The 18,572-nt window shown below is 70.7% G+C and carries 17 protein-coding genes; 7 read left to right on the forward strand and 10 right to left on the reverse strand.

Translation table 11 applies throughout. The features are described from left to right. Positions 1-10 precede the first annotated feature (10 nt). The 4 genes from AC07EQ_RS21450 (at position 11) to AC07EQ_RS21465 (ending at position 6,167) form a co-directional block, all read left to right on the forward strand. Positions 11-976 (forward strand): ABC transporter substrate-binding protein, encoded by a 966-nt coding sequence (locus AC07EQ_RS21450; protein WP_478389689.1) that lies wholly within the window; start codon positions 11-13, stop codon positions 974-976. 217 nt (positions 977-1,193) lie between these two features. After that, on the forward strand, positions 1,194-2,225 hold the full coding sequence (locus tag AC07EQ_RS21455; RefSeq protein ID WP_478389690.1) for an Rrf2 family transcriptional regulator: 1,032 nt from the start codon (positions 1,194-1,196) through the stop codon (positions 2,223-2,225). Positions 2,226-2,241: 16 nt separating this feature from the next. Further along, entirely contained in the window at positions 2,242-2,724 is a 483-nt protein-coding gene (locus tag AC07EQ_RS21460; RefSeq protein WP_478389691.1) for a cupin domain-containing protein, read from the forward strand. A 197-nt stretch (positions 2,725-2,921) separates the two neighbouring features. Next, the gene (locus AC07EQ_RS21465) at positions 2,922-6,167 is read left to right on the forward strand and encodes an acetyl-CoA carboxylase family protein (protein ID WP_478389692.1); all 3,246 of its coding nucleotides are present in this window, start codon (positions 2,922-2,924) and stop codon (positions 6,165-6,167) included. Positions 6,168-6,255: 88 nt separating this feature from the next. Here AC07EQ_RS21465 and AC07EQ_RS21470 read toward each other — a convergent pair whose 3' ends face one another. Beyond that, entirely contained in the window at positions 6,256-6,462 is a 207-nt protein-coding gene (locus AC07EQ_RS21470; protein ID WP_478389693.1) for a hypothetical protein, read from the reverse strand. Positions 6,463-6,668: 206 nt separating this feature from the next. On the opposite strand from AC07EQ_RS21470, the gene AC07EQ_RS21475 reads away from it, so the two are divergent. Together AC07EQ_RS21475 and AC07EQ_RS21480 are read left to right on the forward strand one after the other, a co-directional pair. Beyond that, positions 6,669-7,562: a helix-turn-helix domain-containing protein gene (locus tag AC07EQ_RS21475; RefSeq protein ID WP_478389694.1), complete on the forward strand. Its 894-nt coding sequence runs from the start codon at positions 6,669-6,671 to the stop codon at positions 7,560-7,562. Beyond that, positions 7,525-7,719, forward strand: a complete 195-nt coding sequence (locus tag AC07EQ_RS21480; RefSeq protein ID WP_478389695.1) for a DUF397 domain-containing protein — start codon at positions 7,525-7,527, stop codon at positions 7,717-7,719. Before AC07EQ_RS21475 ends, AC07EQ_RS21480 begins: the two co-directional genes overlap by 38 nt. Positions 7,720-7,769: 50 nt before the next feature. Here AC07EQ_RS21480 and AC07EQ_RS21485 read toward each other — a convergent pair whose 3' ends face one another. The 9 genes from AC07EQ_RS21485 to AC07EQ_RS21525 all read right to left on the reverse strand — a co-directional run bounded on the left by AC07EQ_RS21485 (position 7,770) and on the right by AC07EQ_RS21525 (position 17,590). After that, positions 7,770-7,985 (reverse strand): biotin/lipoyl-binding carrier protein, encoded by a 216-nt coding sequence (locus AC07EQ_RS21485; protein WP_358394915.1) that lies wholly within the window; start codon positions 7,983-7,985, stop codon positions 7,770-7,772. A 15-nt stretch (positions 7,986-8,000) separates the two neighbouring features. Continuing rightward, positions 8,001-9,323, reverse strand: a complete 1,323-nt coding sequence (locus AC07EQ_RS21490; protein ID WP_478389696.1) for an ATP-binding protein — start codon at positions 9,321-9,323, stop codon at positions 8,001-8,003. Beyond that, positions 9,320-10,495, reverse strand: coding sequence for a CaiB/BaiF CoA transferase family protein (locus tag AC07EQ_RS21495; RefSeq protein WP_478389697.1), 1,176 nt, complete (start codon positions 10,493-10,495; stop codon positions 9,320-9,322). The genes AC07EQ_RS21490 and AC07EQ_RS21495 overlap by 4 nt, the downstream gene beginning before the upstream one ends. Positions 10,496-10,511: 16 nt before the next feature. Beyond that, positions 10,512-12,044 carry an acyl-CoA carboxylase subunit beta gene (locus AC07EQ_RS21500; protein WP_478389698.1) on the reverse strand — a complete coding sequence of 511 codons (1,533 nt, stop codon included), beginning with the start codon at positions 12,042-12,044 and terminating at the stop codon, positions 10,512-10,514. Between the two features lie 211 nt (positions 12,045-12,255). Further along, complete coding sequence (locus AC07EQ_RS21505) at positions 12,256-13,113, reverse strand: ABC transporter permease (protein ID WP_478389699.1); 858 nt, start codon at positions 13,111-13,113, stop codon at positions 12,256-12,258. A 4-nt stretch (positions 13,114-13,117) separates the two neighbouring features. Beyond that, positions 13,118-14,098, reverse strand: coding sequence for an ABC transporter permease (locus tag AC07EQ_RS21510; protein ID WP_478389700.1), 981 nt, complete (start codon positions 14,096-14,098; stop codon positions 13,118-13,120). Then, positions 14,095-15,603 (reverse strand): ABC transporter substrate-binding protein, encoded by a 1,509-nt coding sequence (locus AC07EQ_RS21515; RefSeq protein ID WP_478389701.1) that lies wholly within the window; start codon positions 15,601-15,603, stop codon positions 14,095-14,097. Before AC07EQ_RS21515 ends, AC07EQ_RS21510 begins: the two co-directional genes overlap by 4 nt. Next, complete coding sequence (locus tag AC07EQ_RS21520; RefSeq protein WP_478389702.1) at positions 15,600-16,583, reverse strand: ABC transporter ATP-binding protein; 984 nt, start codon at positions 16,581-16,583, stop codon at positions 15,600-15,602. The genes AC07EQ_RS21515 and AC07EQ_RS21520 overlap by 4 nt, the downstream gene beginning before the upstream one ends. After that, complete coding sequence (locus AC07EQ_RS21525) at positions 16,580-17,590, reverse strand: ABC transporter ATP-binding protein (RefSeq protein ID WP_478389703.1); 1,011 nt, start codon at positions 17,588-17,590, stop codon at positions 16,580-16,582. The genes AC07EQ_RS21520 and AC07EQ_RS21525 overlap by 4 nt, the downstream gene beginning before the upstream one ends. A gap of 124 nt (positions 17,591-17,714) precedes the next feature. Between AC07EQ_RS21525 and AC07EQ_RS21530 the strand changes: the two genes are divergently transcribed. After that, positions 17,715-18,335, forward strand: a complete 621-nt coding sequence (locus AC07EQ_RS21530; protein ID WP_478389704.1) for a TetR/AcrR family transcriptional regulator — start codon at positions 17,715-17,717, stop codon at positions 18,333-18,335. Positions 18,336-18,572 lie beyond the last annotated feature (237 nt).

An 18,572-nucleotide genomic window follows, 5' to 3' on the forward strand; every position in this document is an offset into this window, starting at 1 on the left:
AGACAACGGAGTGCGTACGACCAGATTCCTGGTGTCGGTGCTGGCCGCGGTGCTGCTCGCCGTGGCCGGCTGCGCCGGGAGCAGCGAGCCCAAGTCGCTGTCCGACGTGACGCTGGTGCTCGGCGACCAGGCCGGCGGGCTGCGGGCCAGGGTGGAAGCATCCGGGGCGTTCGAGGACGCCCCGTACAAGATCCGCTGGGCCAACTTCCAAGGCGCGGCACCGCTTTTCGAAGCGATGCGTTCCGGCGACGTGGACACCGCGACCGCCGCGGACGCGCCCACCGTGCAGGCCATCGCCGGTGGCGTGCCGGCGCGACCGGCCGTGGCGACCGCGGCGTCCCCGTCATCGACGGCGATCATCGTGCCGCCGGGCTCGCCGATCCGCACCGTGGCCGACCTGCGCGGCAAGCACCTCGTGGTGTCCACCGCGCCGGGCAGCGTCTCGCACTACACCGCGCTCGGAGCGCTGGACGAAGCCGGGCTGACGCAGCAGGACGTGCAGATCACCTTCAGCCTGCCGACCGACGCGCAGGCGGGCTTCAGCGCCGGGCACATCGACGCCTGGGCGACCTTCGACCCGTACCTGTCGATCGCGGAGCACGCCGGGGCCCGGGTGATCCGCGACGGTCAGGGCATCAACGGCCGCAACGGCATCCTGTCGGTGTCCACGGCGTCGGCCGCCGACCCGCTCAAGCGCGAGGCGCTGGCCGACGCGATGCGGCGGTTCGAGGCGGCGTGGCGGTGGAGCGATGAGAATCCCGAGGAGTACCAGCGAGTCTACGAGAAGCTGACGTCGCTGGAGCCGCCGGTGGCGCACCAGATCCTGACCCGGACCAAGCAGGAGGTGCGGCCGTTGACCGATGATGTGGTCGCCGACCTGCAGGCCGTGGCGGATCGCTACCTCCAGGCGGGCGTGCTGCGCGAGAAGGTGGACGTGGCGAAGGCCTGCGAGCGGGATCTGTACCCCGGCAAGTGAATCCTTGTTCTGTTAAGAAGCGGCGGCAGCCGCTTGCGGTGTGGAACTCAACTTGCACCGCTGCGGGTTCTCAGGCGTCTTCTCGGGAGGACAGCCCCGGCGTGGTGTATTGGTCATACATGAGTCGGGGATCCCGGACCGAGAAGGCGTCTGAGGTTCCGCTACCTGCACCGCCACGCAAGCCGCTTTCGAAACAGTTCAGTGAGAGGAGCCTGAGATGACCCGGAACTGGGAGCCGGACGGGCCTTGCCGCGGCACCGTGGTGGTGCTGCCGGGCAGGGGCGAGAACCCCGCCGTCTACCAGCGCTTCGGCCGGCGGCTGTCCGCGGACGGCTACGCCGTGGTGGTGCCGGACCCGGTCGGCGATCCCGAGACCTGGTTCCGGCCCGGGGCGGCGCGATTCCTGGCCGGCACCGATGTCGGGGCGCTGCGCGCTTGGGCGCTCGCGCTGGAGGTCGAGGTGGACGGCCTGATCCTGGCGGGCACCCCGCTCGCGCAGGGACAGCAGCCCGCCGACCGGGACGAGGAGATCGGGGTGCGCACGTCGTGCCCGGTGCACCGCGAACTGCTGGAGAACGATCCGGAGTTCCAGTGGGGCCGGTTGACCGACGACGTCCCCGAGCCGCCGAAGCGGCTGCCGGACGTGCCGACCCTGCTGCTGCACGGCGACGCGGACACGCTCGCGCCGGTCGCCCCGGTGACCTCGCTGGCGGCCAAGCACCCGCAGAGCTCGGTCGCGGTGTTCAAGGACGGCGTGCACGACATCCTCAACGACAAGTTCCATCGGAGCGTGGCCGCACGCATCGTGCTGTTCTGCGAGGAAGTCGCCAAGGGCGCGGTGCTGCTGCCCGAGACGCCGGCCGCGCCGCGGGCCCGCCGGTCGGCCCCGGTGCACATCTCGGCGCGCACCGACTACTCGGTGCGGGCGCTGCGCGACCTGGCGGGCAGCGGCCCCGAGCAGGTCAAGTGCGAGACCATCGCCCGGCGGCAGGGAATCCCGCTGAACTCGCTGGTCAACCTGATGATCGAGCTGCGGCGGGCCGGGCTGGTCACCAGCCAGCGCGGCTGCGACGGCGGCTACTCGCTGGCGCGACCGGCCGGTGAAATCACGATCGGCGAGGTTGTGCGCGCGGTGGAGGGTGGGGTTACCTCGGTGCACAACGATTCACCCGGCGCCGAGGTGTGGCGCGAACTCGGCCGGCAGGTCGGCGAGTTCCTCGACGGGGTGCCGCTGGTCGGCGATCGGTGAACAAGGAAGGAATCTGATGACCCAGCACGACGCGTTCCACCCCGATCTCTCGACCTCGGTGTCCGAGGAGCAGCGCCGCTCGCTGCGCGCCCGGCTGCACCACGTCAGGGCCGCCGACCTGGACAACAAGACGGCGCAGACGACGGGCATGCGGCGGCTCGCGGCGATCAGCGGCGAGCTGGTCGGCTCGGAGCGGATCTGGATGGGCGAGACGCACGTCGGCCCGTCGACGGCCTCGGACAACCACCACCACGGCGAGTCGGAGACGGCGATCTACGTGGTCAGCGGCCACCCGGAGTTCGTCTTCCACGACGGCACCGAGGAGGTGCGGATCAAGACGGAGCCGGGCGACTACATCTTCGTGCCGCCGTTCGTCCCGCACCGCGAGGAGAACCCGGACCCGAGCGACCCGGCGGAGGTGGTGATCGCCCGCAGCACGCAGGAGGCGATCGTGGTCAACCTCCCGGAGCTCTACCACCTGGAGCCGGGGGAGAGCTGACGCACGACCGGTGGCGGGTCTGGTGTGGTGCCCTGGCGGGTGGTGGAGCGAACGGCCTGTTCGCCTCGATAGACGGCGCGAACAGGCCGTTCGCTTGACACCCGGTCGCTTCTTTACAACGCTAAGGACCAGGGACCGACTGGTCGGTATGCGCCGTTGCGGTCCGGCAGGCGCAGTGCGGCGCGGAGGAGGCGTGGATGGGCATCGGGGAGCCGTTCGGGACGTTGCTGGTCGCGAACCGGGGCGAGATCGCGTTGCGGGTCTTCCGCGCCGCGGCGGTGCTGGGCATCGGCATGGTCGGCGTGCACGCGGCGGATGACGCCGACTCTCTGCACGTGGCCCGCTGCGACGAGGCCGTGCCGCTGCCCGCGAACGGTGTCGCCGCCTACCTCGACGTCGCCGCGATCATCGAGGCGGCCCGCAAGACCGGCGCCGAGGCCATCCACCCCGGATACGGGTTCCTCTCGGAGAACCCCGCCCTGGCCAGGGCCTGCGCCGACGCGGGCATCGCGTTCGTCGGCCCCGATCCGAGCGCGCTGGAGCTCTTCGGCGACAAGGCGAAGGCCCGCGCGCTCGCCGGCGAACTGGAGATCCCGACGCTGCCCGGCACGGCGGTGGCGACGCTCGCCGACATGGAACGCTTCCTGAACACCCTCGAGCCGGACCTCTCGCACGGGCGCAGCGCGGCGGTGATCAAGGCCGTCGCCGGTGGCGGCGGCCGGGGCATGCGCGTGGTGCGCAGCCGGGACGAGCTTGCCGAGGCGTACCGGGCCTGCGAAGCGGAGGCGCTCGCCGCGTTCGGCTCCGGAGAGCTCTACATCGAACGGCTGCTCACCGACGCGCGGCACATCGAGGTCCAGGTGATCGGCGACGGCCAGGAGGTCGCGCACCTCTGGGACCGCGACTGCAGCGTGCAGCGGCGGCACCAGAAGCTGATCGAGGTCGCGCCGGCCCAGGGGCTCGACCGGCAGCTGCGGCAGAGCGTGCTGCAGGCCGCGACCCGGCTGGTCGGCGCCGCCGGCTACCGGGGCGTGGCGACCGTGGAATTCCTGGTCGGCGACCAGGAATTCTTCTTCATGGAGGTCAATCCGCGGCTGCAGGTGGAGCACACCGTCACCGAGGAGGTGCTCGGCCTGGACCTGGTGCGCAGTCAGCTGGAGATCGCCTCCGGCGCGAGCCTCGCCGACCTCGGCCTCGACCAGGACCGGGTGCCGTGCCCGCGTGGCAGCGCGATCCAGATCCGGATCAACGCCGAGACGCTGACCGCCGACGGGCAGGTCCTGCCGCAGTCGGGCGTCCTCGATCGGTTCGGGATGCCCGCGGGGCGCGGCATCCGCGTCGACACGGCCGGCTATCCGGGATACCGCACCAACCCGGGTTTCGACTCCCTGCTGGCCAAGATCGTGGTGCACGACGCGGCGGGCTTCACGGTGGCCCGCAGGCTGGCGGTCCAGGCGCTCGACGAGCTGCAGATCACCGGCGTCGCCACGAACCTCCCGCTGCAGCAAGCGATCCTGCGCTCCGGCGAGTTCGCCGCCGGACGCTGCCCGACGTCCTATGTGGACAGCAATCGCGCCGGGCTGCTGGAGGCCGCGCCGAACGCCGTGCCGGACGCTCCCCTCGGCGCCACCGTCGCGCCGATGAGCGGCTCGGTCGTCGCGGTGGAGGTGTCCCTCGGCGACGTGGTCGCGCGCGGGCAGGTCGTGATGGTGCTGGAAGCGATGAAGATGCAGCACGTCATCCGCGCGGAAAGCGGCGGCACGGTGACGCAGGTCCGCTTCCGGGAAGGCGACGTGGTCGACGCCGGGGAACCGGTGGTGATCGTCTCCGGAAACGACGAGCTCGGCGTCGCCGACCTCGCGGACGAGCGCATCGACCCCGACCACGTCCGGCCCGACCTGGCCCGCGTGCTGGAGCGGAAGAGCCTGTGGGCTGATGAGAGCCGTCCCGAAGCGGTGCGCAAACGCCACTCGCGAGGCATGCGCACCGCGCGCGAGAACGTGGCCGACCTGGTCGACGAGGGAACCTTCACCGAGTACGGCGGCTTCGCCATCGCGGCGCAGCGCCAGCGCCGCGAGCTCGACGACCTGCTGCGCAACACGCCCGCCGACGGCATGATCACCGGCGTCGGCCAGGTCAACGGCGCGCAGTTCGGGCCGGAGCGCAGCACCTGCGCGGTGCTCGCCTACGACTACACCGTGCTGGCGGGAACGCAGGGCTACTTCAACCACCGCAAGACAGACCGGATCCTGGAGGTCGCGCGGCAGCGGCAGTACCCGGTGGTGCTGTTCGCCGAGGGCGGCGGCGGCCGGCCGGGCGACGTCGACATCCCCAAGGGCGGCGGCCTGATCACCCCATCGTTCCTGGCGCTGGGCGAGCTCAGCGGCCGGGTTCCGACGGTCGGCATCGCGGCGGGCCGCTGCTACGCGGGCAACGCCGCGCTGCTGGGCACCTGCGACGTGGTGATCGCGACCCGCGACGCCAACATCGGCATGGGCGGCCCGGCGATGATCGAGGGCGGCGGGCTCGGCGTGTTCGCCCCCGAGGAGATCGGCCCGATCGACGTGCAGACGGCCAACGGCGTCGTCGACGTGGCGGTCGACGACGAGGCCGAAGCGGTCGCGGCGGCCAAGCGCTACCTGTCCTACTTCCAGGGCGATGTCGCCGACTACACCGAGCCGGACCAGCGCGCACTGCGCCACGTGGTGCCGGAGAACCGCAAGCGCGCCTACGACGTGCACGCCGCGATCGACATCCTCTGCGACGAGGGTTCGGTGCTGGAGCTGCGGCCGGAGTTCGGTCGCTGCACGATCACCGCGCTGGTCCGCATCGCGGGCCGGCCGATGGGGCTGATCGCGAACAACCCGATGGTGCTCGGCGGTGCGATCGACGCCGATGGCGCCGACAAGCTGGCGCGGATGCTGCAACTGTGCGAGGTGTTCGGGCTGCCGGTGGTATCGCTGTGCGACACACCGGGATTCATGGTCGGCCCGGAGTCGGAGAAGACGGCGACGGTGCGGCACTTCGGCCGGATGTTCGTGCACGGTGCGCGCCTGACGGTGCCGATGGCGACGGTGGTGCTGCGCAAGAGCTACGGTCTCGGCGCGATGGCCATGGCAGGCGGCACGATGACCAAACCGGCGCTGACGGTTGCGTGGCCGAGCGGCGAGGTCGGCGGCATGGGCCTGGAAGGCGCGGTGCGCCTGGGCTTCCGCCGCGAGCTGGAGGCGATCGCCGACCCGGAGCAGCGGCAGCGGCGCTACGAAGAGCTGGTGGCCCAGATGTACGAAACGGGCAGCGCGATCAACACGGCGATGCACCTGGAGATCGACGACGTCATCGACCCGGCCGACACCCGGGACCTCCTGCTCCGAGCCCTCCCACCGGTAGCGCGAGCGGGCTGGACCAACCCCCAGGCACGAGCCATCGTCGATGCCTGGTAACGGCTGCTCAGGTACCCGTGTGTACTTCGTGCTGCTATAGCAGCAAAAAGTACGCACGGGCCCTGGCCTGGCCGGACGTGCGCCTTGGCTACTGCTCCTCTTGCGCCCTGAGTTCGCGGAGCTCCCGAAGGGCGTCGGTAGCCTTGGCGACGAGCTTTGCGAGGCCCGCCTCAGTGGTGAAGAGATCGAAGCCGGACTGACCGCCGATCTCGAACTCGACCTCGTCCTGACAGACCGTATAGCTGATCGAGCACTCGTCCATGCTGACCCGGGTGCCTACCTTGGTTCCGCCCATGCTCCGCTCCTTCGCTTCCGCGGGTCGCTGACACCGCCGCGACCTGGCCTTGTATCGTCGAGCCCTGCTTTGACCGGCGGATTCGACGTTGCCCTTGAAATAAAGCAGTTCGGACTCAAGACGGGCAACGCGGCGCGGCGTCTCGTTCGGGTGATCTCGTGGCCCAGTTCCCTTGATGCCCGCTGCCGTGTTCGGGAGGAAGCAAAGTGATCACGTCGTCCCCGGCGGTCGTCCGGTACTACCTCGCGCTGCGGCTGTCTCAACTCCGCGCCGAATCGGGATTGACCAAGCAGCAGGCGGGAAAGCGGATCGGCCGCACCGGCCAGACGATCGCCAACCTCGAAAAGGGGCTCCACGCACCGACCCAATCCGACCTGGAGAAACTCCTGGAGCACTACGGCGCGGAGGAACAGTTTCCGGAGCTGCGAGACCTGCTCCCGGTTGCGCGTATGCGCACGCCGAAGCGCGCGGCACCGATCCCAGAAGACCACGACCTCCGGTTGAACCTCGAAATCGACATGGCTCGACTCGACATCGTGGAAACCTCGCTGGTGCCAGGCCTTCTGCAGACGCCGGAATACGCAGCGGCGGTGTTTCGGGCGGACCCGAATCACTCAGATGCCGAGATCCAACAGCTCGTTGATGCTCGGATGGAGCGCAAGCAGATCTTCATGCGGGCAGGGCGTCCGGTCGAACTGCACGTGGTCCTCGACGAAAGTGTGCTGTACCGGGTGCGCGGAGGAAATGGTGTGATGCGCGAACAGCTCGACTACCTCCAGGAGGCTGCTCGGACTTCCACCGTCGACCTGCAAGTCTTGCCGCTCGATGCAGGGGCCTTCCGCGGGCAGGGCAAGTCGTGGACCCTGATGACCTTCCCGGAATCGTTGCAGGAACACCCCGGCTTGGTGTATCTGGACCTGTTGGAGGAGTCCCGGTACGTGGAAGATGTAGCTCTGGTCGACCTGTATCGCCGGACCTGGCGGCACGTTCTCGGCGCAGCAGCATCGATCGACCGTTCGTTGCAACTGATTCGCAAGGCAAGGAAAGAATGCGGTGGGGACTGTGAAGAACTTAGCCGGATGGAGGAAATCCAGTCGTAGCGACGAAAAGCGCGACTGCGTCGAGGTCGGATTTGCGTCGGGCCTCGTCGGAGTTCGCGACACCAAGGATCGTGACGGTGGAACGTTAGCCTTCAGCCGGTCAGCCTGGCTCGATTTCGGCGCCAAGCTCCGCTCCGGTGCGTTCGACGCGCGTTGACGCGGTGTGCGGGGCGTCTTCGGCTGAAGACGCCCCGCACACCCTTCGCTTCACTCCGCGGCGACGACCGCGATGAGGTCGCCTTCGTTGACCGCGTCGCCTTCGGCTACCGCCACGCGGGTCACCACGCCGTCGGTTTCGCTGAGCACCGGGATCTCCATCTTCATCGACTCCAGGACGGCCAGCTCCTGGTCCGCCTTGACCGCCGTGCCCTCGGTCACCAGCACCTTCCAGACGTTGGCGACCATCTCGGCCTTGATCTCCATGTTGTTCCCTTCAGATCAGCGGGCGGCGATGATCCGGTCGACCACGCCGGTGTCGTAGTTACCGGAGACGAACTCCGGGGCGTCCAGCACTTCGGCCAGGAACGGCAGGTTGCACTTCGGGCCCCGCACGACGAACTCCTCGACCGCCCGCCGCGCCCGGGCCAGGGCGTCCGCGCGGTCGGCGCCGTGCACCACGATCTTCGCCAGCAGCGGGTCGAAGTGCGGGCTCACCTCGGTGTTCGCCGCGTAGCCCGACTCGACCCGCACCCCGGCCGGCTCGGTCCACCCGGTGATCCGCCCGGGCCGGGGCAGGAAGCGGACCGGGTCCTCGGCGTAGAGCCGCAGCTCGACGGCATGCCCGCGCGGCGCGGGGAAGTCCGCCGGAACGTCCGCCCCCGCGGCGATCCGCAGCTGGAGCTCCACCAGGTCCACGCCGTGCACCTCCTCGGTGATCGGGTGCTCGACCTGCAGCCTGGTGTTCACCTCCAGGAAGAAGAACTCCCCGGCACTGGGATCGAGCAGGAACTCCACGGTGCCCGCGTTGCGGTACCCGACGCTCTCGGCCGCCCGGACCGCAGCCGCGCACAGCCGGGAGCGCAGCTCGGCATCCACGGCCGGGGAAGGGCATTCCTCCACGACCTTCTGATGCCGCCGCTGCACCGAGCAGTCCCGCTCGCCGAACGCGCGCACCGAGCCGTCGGGCATGCCGACGACCTGCACCTCCACGTGCCGGGCGCGCGGCACGTACCGCTCCAGCAGGATCCGGGCGTCGCCGAACGCGCTCCCACCGCGCGACAGCGCCGTCCGCACCGCGCGTTCCAGGGACCCGGCATCGCGAGCGACGCCCATCCCGATGCCGCCACCACCCGAAACGGCCTTGACCATCAACGGAAAGCCCAGCTCCGAGGCTGCGGCGTCGGCTTCGGCGGCCGACGCGATCCCGGAACTGCCCGGCAGCACCGGTACCCCGGCCGACGCCATGTGCGCCCGCGCCGCCGCCTTGTCGGCGAGCAGCTCCATCGCCTCCGGCGACGGGCCGACCCAGATCAGGCCCGCTGCCGCGCAGCGGCGGGCGAAATCAGGATTCTCCGACAGGAATCCGTAGCCCGGATGTACCGCCGTCGCCCCGGTCTTCCGCGCCACCGCGAGGATCGCCTCCGCCGAGAGGAAGTCGCGCGGCGAGTCCAGCGGGACCGCCTCGTCGGCTTCGGCGACGTAGGGCAGCCCGGTGTCCACTTCGGAATGGATCGCGATGGTCCGCACCCCGAGCCGGCGGGCGGTCCGGATGATCCGCCGCGCGATCTCGCCCCGGTTGGCCACCAGCAGGCCGTCGATCACGAGGCCCTCCCGGTGACGTTGTCCCGGTGCAGCGCGCTGATCCGCTCCGCCGAGTACCCGAGTTGCGCCAGCACCTCGTCGGTGTGCTCGCCCAGCCCCGGCGGGCGTTCGGGGGAGCGGGCCGGGGTGTCGGCCAGCCGCAGCGCCGGGCCGGGCACCGTCGCGTGCGCGCCGTCGCGCAACGGCACCTCCACCGCGATGCCCCGGGCCTGGACCTGCGGATCCGACACCAGATCGGCCACCGACCGCACCGGCCCGCACACCACCCCGTCGGCCTGCAGCGCCGCCACGACCTCGGCCTTCGTGCGGCCACGGGTCCACTCGACGACCTGCGCGTCGATCCGCTCCCGCTCCCGCACCCGCCAGCCGCTCTCGGCCGCCTCCCGCTCCGCCCACTCCGGGTGGCCGAGCAAGGCGCTGAAGGATTTCCACATCTTCGGCGTGATCGGCGCGATGTACACCCAGCCGTCGCCGGCCGGGTACAGCCCGGAGTAGTTCGTCGGCAGCGCCGAACCCCACCGCGTCGGCTCGCCGATGCCCGCCGCCGCGACCGAGAGGTGGTGCGCCAGCAGCGGGACCATCGAATCCAGCATGCCCACGTCGATCAGCTGGCCCCGGCCGGTGCGTTCCCGTGCCAGCAGGCCGAGCATGGCCGCCATCGCCGCCTGCATGCCGGTGACGTTGTCGGCGACGAACGGCCCCGCGATGGTCGGCGCGCCGTCGGGCTCGCCGGTCATGTCGGCCAGCCCGCTCATCGCCTGGATGATGCCGTCGTAGGCGACCCACGACGAATACGGCCCGGTGCGGCCGAATCCGGTGATGTGCACCATCACGGTCCGCGGGTTGATCCGGTGCACCTCGTCGAAGCCGAAACCGAGCCGGTCCGGCACGCCGTTGGCGTAGTTGGTCACCAGCACGTCGGCCCGGCCGATCAGCTCGTGCAGGACCTCCTTGCCCTGCTCGCTGCGCAGGTCGAGGGCGATGGCGCGCTTGGTGCGGTTGTTCGCGGCGAAGTAGAGGCTGTCGCCGTCGTGAACCGGCTGGGCGCGGCGCCCCATCTCGCCGTCCGGCGGCTCGACCTTGATCACCTCGGCCCCGTGATCGGCGAGGATCTGGCAGCACTGCGGTCCGGCGATGTAGTGCGCGATCTCCAGCACGCGCACCCCGCTCATGGCGCTGATCATCACATCAACCCCTGAAATGCCAGGTCGAAGGGCCTGCGGCGCGTAGCGGTGCGGCCAGTTCGGCGAACTCGCACAGCAGCGGTCTCGTGTCGCGGGGATCGATGATCTCCTCGATGTTGAACGCCTCCGCCGTGCGGAACGGGGAGCGGATCGCGTTCATCTTCTCGGTGATCTCGTCCAGCAGCGCCTGCCGGTCCTCGGCGGCGTCCAGGTCGGCCCGGTACGCGGCCTCGACGCCGCCCTCGATGGGCAGGGATCCCCAGTCCGCCGACGGCCACGCGTAGCGGTAGTGCACCCGCGCGGCGTTGGTGTGCGCGGCACCCGCGACGCCGAAGACCTTGCGCAGGATCACCGACGCCCACGGCACTTTCGCCTGGTAGACGGCGTTGAGCGCGCGCACGCCGTAGCGCATGGTGCCCGCCTTCTCGGCCTCCACGCCGATGACGAAGCCGGGCTGGTCCACCAGGTGCACCACCGGCAGGTGGAACGTCTCGGCGAGGTCCACCAGCCACTCGATCTTGCGGCTGGAGTCGGCGGTCATGCCGCCGCCGTAGACCATCGGGTCGCTGGCCAGCACCGCCACCGGCCAGCCGTTGAGCCGCGCCAGGCCGCCGACCGCCGACCGGCCGAAACCCCTGCCCAGCTCCAGGAACGAGCCCTGGTCCACCACGGCGTTGATGATCGGGCGGATGCGGTAGGGGCGGCGCCGGTCGCGGGGGATGGCCTCGATCAGCCAGTCCTCGCGGCGCTCGGCGTCGTCGCCGCACTCCGCGCGCGGCGGCAGCTGGTGCACCGACGGCGGCAGGTAGGACAGGAAGCGGCGGGTGCGGTCGAAGGCCTCCTTCTCGGAGTCGACCACGTCGAACACCACGCCGTTGCGGCCGTGGATGTCGCTGCCGCCCAGCTCCTCCTTGGTGACGGCCTGCCCCAGCCGCGCCACCAGCGGCGGCCCGGCGGCGAAGACCTGCGAGATGCCGCGCACCATCACCGAGTAGTGGCTGGCGGCCACCCGCGCGGCGCCCAGTCCGGCGACCGAGCCCAGTGCCAGCGCCACCACCGGGATGGTGCCCAGGTTCGCCGCGACCCACTCCCAGCCCGGGTTGGCCGGGACGTAGGTGCGGCCGATGGTCTCCAGCGAGCGGATCGAACCGCCGCCGCCGGTGCCGTCGACCAGCCGCACCAGCGGGATCTGCAGCTCGTTGGCCAGCTGCTCGGCCATGATCTGCTTCTCCCGGATCGAGGCGTCCGACGCGCCGCCGCGCACCGTGAAGTCGTCGCCGCCGACCACGACCGGCCTGGCGTCCAGCCGCCCGCGGCCGAACACGAAGTTCGCGGGCTGGAACGCGCTGTCCGGCTGGAACTTCCCGGCGATACCGCCGATCTCGTGGAAGCTGCCGGGATCCAGCAGCTCGTCGATGCGTTCCCGGACGGTCAGCTTGCCGTGGTCGTGCTGCCGCTTGACCTTCTCCGGCCCGCCCATGCGCCGCGCGAGCTCCTCGCGCCGCCGCAGTTCGTCGATTTCCGGCTGCCAGGACAATGTCCCTCCAAAGTGGTCACGTGGATCGGTCGGTGGAGGCGCATCAGCGCGCGGCACGCGGGCCGAGGGGTGCGCCGTTTTCGCGCGAAACCGGCGTTCCGCAGGCGTGGCGCGCGCCGGTTTCGCGCGAAAACGCCAACTCGCGAGCGGGCGTGCGGACGGGTGGACGGCGTGGTGTTGGAAGGGTGGCGTGACGCATTCGGGTGAGCTCCTAGCGGTTCCGGCGTGGATCGAGGGCCTGTTGCGCGACGTCGCCGAGGACGTTGAACGCCAGCGCCGTCGCGGCGATCGCGATGCCGGGCACCAGCATCTGCAGCGGTGCCTGGTAGAGGAACGTGTAAGCGCGGGCCAGCATCGAGCCCCAGCTCGGGTCGGGTGGCTGCACGCCGAGGCCGAGGAAGCTCAGGCTGGCCTCGGCGATCAGCGCGTGCGCCAGCAGCAGGCTGGACTGCACGAGCACCGGCTGGATCGAGTTCGGCACCAGGTGCCGCAGCACGAGGTGCCGGCCCCGGCTGCCGAAGCTGCGCGCCGCCTCGACGTAGGTCTCCTCCTTCACCGCGAGGACCTGCGCGCGCATCAAGCGGGCCACCGAAGGCGCGAACACGATGCCGACCGAGATCATCGAGTTGACCAGGCTCGGCCGCAGGGCCGCCGTGATCGCGATCGCGAGGATGATCGCCGGGAACGACAGCAGCGTGTCCACCACGCGCATCACCGCGCTGTCGACGATGCCGCCGAGGTAGCCCGCGGCCAGCCCGAGCGGGATGCCGATCAGCAGTGCCACCCCGACCGCCAGGAAGCTGGCCAGCAGCGACGCCTGCGCACCGTGGATCAGCCTGCTGAGCACGTCCCGGCCGAGATCGTCGCTGCCCAGCAGGTAGCCGGGCGTGCCGGCCGGGGCGAGGATGGCGTCGAAGTTCTGCGCGTTGGGTTCGTGCGCGGTCACCACCGGCGCCAGCAGCGCCAGCGCCACCAGCACCACGAGGTAGCCGGCGGACGCCAGGCCGCGCCAGTCCCGCACGACCAGCCACAGCCGGTTCTCCCGGCGCGGTGGGGAAAGCGTGGTCATGGCATCACTCCGAGATACGCGGGTCGATGAACCGGTAGGCCAGGTCGACCACCAGGTTCGTGAGCAGCACCAGCAGCGCGGTGATCAGCACGACGCCCTGGATCACCGGGTAGTCGCGCTGGGTTGTCGCCTCCACGACGAGCGTGCCGAGGCCGGGAATCGCGAACAGCGTCTCCACCACGACGCTCGCGCCGAGCACCCGGCTGACCAGCAGCCCGATGATCGTCGCGAGCGGCAGCCCGGCGTTCTTCAAGGCGTGCTGCCAGACCATCGTCCGGTGCGACAGGCCTTTCGCCCGGTGGGTGCGCATGAAGTCCGACCGCAGCACCTCGATCAGCGCGCTGCGCAGCTGGCGGCACACCTCGGCGGCGCCGACCATGCCGAGCGCGATCGCGGGCAGGACCACGTATTGCAGCGTCTGCAGGGGATTCTCGGTGAGGCCGACGAATCCCGTCGCGGGCAACCACTGCAGCTGGACGGCGAAGACCAGCACCAGCACCATGCCGATCCAGAAGTTCGGCACCGCGATGCCCAGCGTCGCCGCGCCGGTGATGGCGGTGTCGGCCGGCCGTCCCTGCCGCAGCGCGGCGGCCACGCCGAGCGGAACGCCGAGGCCGACGGCGACCAGCAGCGCCGCCGCGCCGAGCGTCAGCGTGGTGGGAAGCCGTTGCCAGATCAGCGACCCCACGCTCTCGCCGGTGCTCAGCGAGGAGCCGAGATCGCCGGTGATCGCGTGCCGCAGCCAGTCGAGGTACTGCACCGCGAAGGGCTGGTCCAGTCCGAGCTGGGCGCGGATCTCGGCCAGCCGCTCCGGGGTGGCGTGCTCCCCGGCGATGGCCTGCGCGGGATCGCCGGGGATCAGGTGCAGCAGGCCGAACACCACGAACGTCGCCAGCACCAGGGTCGGGACGGCCATCAGGACCCGCCGGCCGATCATGCGCAGCAGCGCGGTGTCCCGGCCCGGTCGCAAAGCCAGCGCGGTCATCGGTCGATCCTCACGGTGGTGAACTTGGGTTTGCCCAGCAAGTTCGGTTCGAAGCCCTGCACGTGCTCGCGGTAGGCGGCGACCGCGTCCGGGAAGATCAGCGGCACGAAGAGCGACCGGTCGGCCACGATCCGGGCCACCGCGCCCAGCTTCTCCGACCGCTGGGCCAGATCCGCGGTGCTGTTCGCGGCGTTGAGCGCTTCGTCGATGCCGGGCGTGGCGACGTGCCCGGCGTTGTAGTAGCCGCGCTCGGTGAACATCAGCTTGTAGGTCAGGCCCGGGTCCGGCCGCCCGGTCCAGGCCGACAGCAGCGCCGGGTACTTGCGCTCGTTGAAGAACTCGCTGCTGGCCTGGGTCAGCTCGGTCGGGATCAGGTCGACCTGCACGCCCACCTTGCCGAGCTGGTACTTCAGCACCTCGGCCAGCCGCACGTTGACCGGATCCGGGTAGGTGAGCAGCGGGAACCGCAGGCCGTCGGCGTGACCGGCATCGGCGAGCAGCCGCCGGGCCCGGTCGGGGTCGTGCGGGTAGGTGGGCACGGCGGACTTCGGGAACGCCCAGTGGTCCGACGGCAGCGGTGTCCAGCCCGGTTCGCCCTGCCCGAACTGCGTGACCTTCAGGATCTGCTCGCGGTCCAGCGCCAGGTTCAGCGCCTCGCGGACCCGCTGGTCGCGGAACACCGGCGCGCTCAGGTCCAGGTAGATGATCAGCTGGTACAGCTGCGGGCCCGCGGCGACTTTGGTGCCCTTCGCCGCGCTGAGCAGCCCGACGTCCTGCGGCGGCGGGTTGAACACCATGTCCTGCTGACCGGAGCGCAGCGCGTTCACCGCGGTCGAGCCGTCCTTCATGATCGTGAAGTCGATGCTGTCCAGGTGCGGCAGCCCGCGCTGCCAGTAGCCGGGGAAGCGCTCCACCCGCACCAGCTGGCCGTAGCGCCATTCGACGAACTTCCAGGGCCCGGCGCCGACGGGATTGCGTTCGAAGGCGTCGCCCTCGCGCTCGGCGGCGGTGGGGGAGACCAGCATCCCGGCGCGGTCGGCGAGCGTGAGCAGCAGCGAGCTGTCCGGCCTGGCCAGGTTCAGCCGCACCGTCCGCGCGTCGAGCACGTCGACGCCGGTCACGGCGGCCACGTCGGACTTGATGTTGGACTCGGGGCCCTTGGCGCGCTCGATGTTGTACTTGACGGCCTGCGCGTCGACCGGCGTGCCGTCGTGGAACCGCACGTCCGGACGCAGGTGCAGCACCAGCGCGGTCGGGTCGTCCTGGTTCCAGGACTCGGCCAGTCCCGGCGCGGGCTCCAGCGTCTTCGGGTCGAACGACACCAGGGTGTCGTACATGGTGTAGAGGATCGCGTGATCCGAACCGGAGTTGCCGCGCTGCGGGTCCAAAGAGGACGGATTGGACCGCCACGCCACCCGCAGGTGCTGCCCGCCCTCGGCGGCTCCGCTGCCGCACGCGGTCAGCGCCAGCAGCAACACCCAGACCACTGCGGCGATGCGCTTCACGCCTGGCCTCCTTCGACGCCGCGCAGCGGCAGGGACTCGGGGAAGTGGCACGCGGACCAGCGGCCCGGTTCGACCTCCGCCCACTTCGGGACCTCCTCGGCGCACCGCTGCTGCGCGTAGCGGCACCGCGTGCGGAACCGGCAGCCAGACGGCGGGTCCACCGGGCTCGGGATGTCGCCTTCGAGGACGATGCGGTCCCGCTGCTGGGCGCCGATCCGCGGCTGCGCCGAGACCAGCGCCTCGGTGTAGGGGTGCAGCGGCCGCTCCACCACCTCGTCCACCGGGCCGAGCTCCATCAGCCGGCCCAGGTACATCACCGCGACCCGGTCGGCGATGTTCGAGACCACCGCCAGGTCGTGGGTGATGAACAGGTAGGACAGCCCGAGGCCGGCCTGCAGCCGGCGCAGCAGGTCGAGGATCTCCGCCTGCAGCGCCACGTCCAGCGCCGACACCGGTTCGTCGCAGACCACCAGCGCCGGATCCAGGACGAGCGCGCGGGCGATGTTGACCCGCTGCTTCTGGCCGCCGGAGAGCTCGTGCGGGTAGCGCTCGCCGTGTTCGGCGGACAGGCCGACCGACTCCAGCGCCGCCAGCGCGCGGGTCCTGCGCTCGGCGCGATTCCCCCTGCTCTGCACCACGAGCGGCTCTTCGACGCTGGACGCGATGCGCATCCGAGGGTCCAGCGACGCGTTCGGGTCCTGGAACACCATCTGCAAGCGGGTCAGCGCCTCGCGCCTGGCCCGGCCGCGCAGCGCCGCCAGGTCCGCGCCCGCGAGGCGCACCTCGCCGCCGCTGGGGCGCACCAGCTGCAGCAGCGCGCGGCTCAGGGTGGACTTGCCGGAGCCCGATTCGCCGATCAGGCCCAGCGTTTCACCTTCGCGCAGCGCGAAGGAAACCCCGTCGACGGCGCGCACCCGCTCGCCCTTGCGCTTGGTCGCGAACGACACCGCGAGGTCATCGACCTGAAGCAACTCGCTCACCGGGCGACCCCCGGCAGCGTCAGGTCGGCGGTGCGGCCGCAGCGCACCGTGCGCGCGCCGGCGACCGGGAGCAGCTCGGGCCGGTGGTCCCGGCAGTCGTCGGTGGTGAAGTCGCAGCGCGGGTGGAAGACGCAACCCGGCGGCGGGGCGTCCGGCGGCGGCACCCGGCCGGGGATCGCCTTGAGCTCGGCGTGGCGGGCCTCGATCCGCGGGATGGCCTGCAGCAGCCGCGAGGTGTAGGGATGCCGGGGCGCGCCGAGCACGTCGGAAACGGGCCCGCTCTCGACCGTCTCGCCCGCGTAGAGGGTGACCATCCGGTCGCAGAGTTCGGCGACGACGCCGAGGTCGTGGGTGATGAACAGGACCGCCGTGCCGTGCTGCCGCGTCAGGTCCCGCAGCAGTTCGAGGATCTGCGCCTGGATCGTCACGTCGACGGCGGTGGTGGGTTCGTCGGCGATCAGCAGCCGGGGGCGGCAGATCAGCGCGATCGCGATCATCACGCGCTGCCGCATCCCGCCGGAGAGCTGGTGCGGGTATTCGCCGAAGCGCTGCTCCGGCAACGGGATCCCGACGGCTTCGAGCATCTCGATCGCGGCCGTGCGGGCGGCCCGCTTGCCCATGCCGCGATGCGCCAGCAGGCATTCGGTGAGCTGGTGGCCGACGGTGAACACCGGGTCCAGCGCGCTCATCGGCTCCTGGAAGACCATGCCGAGTTCGCTGCCGCGCAGCCGCTGCCGCTCGGGCTGCGAGAGGCGGAGCAGGTCGGTGCCCGCGAAGCGGATCCGGCCGCCGATCACCGCGGGCGGTGTGGGCAGCAGGCCCATCACGGCGAGCGCGGTCAGCGACTTGCCGCTGCCGCTTTCGCCCGCCATGCCGACGATCTCGCCGGCACCGACGTCGAAGGACACGTCGCGCACGGCCGTGGTGCGGGATTTCCGGCCGAGGAAGGAGATGTTCAGGTGCTCGACTTCCAGCACCGGGTCCGGGGATGTGCGGGGGAGTGTCAACGCTGGCCTCCCGAGGGTGTGTGACGCCGGGCACTCTAAGCTGTGTGTAAAACTGACGTCAATATCAGTTTTTCGACGTGCGCTAAGTTGGCGCATCTCTGTACCGAGTCACCAGGAGGTAGCGGTGGCCGTTGAGCGGCTGCAACCGGTAGCCAGCCCGAAGACGCCGAAGGGGCGCGGCTCGAAGGAATCGCTGCTGCGCGCGGCGCGCACGGTGTTCGGCCGGTCGGGCTTCGCGGCGTCGCGCGTCGCCGACATCGCGGCCGAGGCGGGCATGTCCAACGGCGCGTTCTACCGGTACTACACGGACAAGCGCGAAGCGCTGGTCGAGCTGATGACGGAGCTGCTGGACGGCCTCTTCGACCAGTCACGCGCCCGGTGGAACCCGGGAGACGCGATCGAGTCGGTGGTGATCAGCACGGAGCGCTACTTCCGCTACTACGAGGACAACGCCGACCTGTTCCGGGTCCTGCACGAGACGGCGCAGACGGACCCGGAGATCGAAGCGATGCAGGCCGAGAGCCGGCGCACGTTCCACGACCGCATCACGCGGATGGCCCGCAAGGGCATCGAGCGGGGCCTGATCCGCCCGAGCCTCGACCCGGAGCTCAGCGCGGCGTTCCTGGGCGGCATGACGGAGCACTACGCCTACACGCGCTTCGTCCTCCACCGCTACCCGGAACGCGAGGTCCACGAGGTGAGCCGGGAACTCGCCAACTTCTGGGCCCACGGCTCTCTCGCCTGAGCCGCGAACCGGAAGTGCGCGCGATCTCTCAGCCGCGTGGGCCGGCCGTAGTACTCGCTGTCCGAAACCGGACGGGTCGTTCTCGGTTCTGCTGCCGCGGATGATTCGTCTTCATAGGCGTCGTCGTGGATCATCCACGCTGATAATCGTCCACAAAGGCCGGACATCGAGCGAGACAGGGCGCGCTGTTGAAGCGGGTGGCTCCACCTGCCCCACAAGCGGGCAGCGGGACAGGTG

The organism is Saccharopolyspora sp. NPDC045839 (assembly GCF_056431645.1).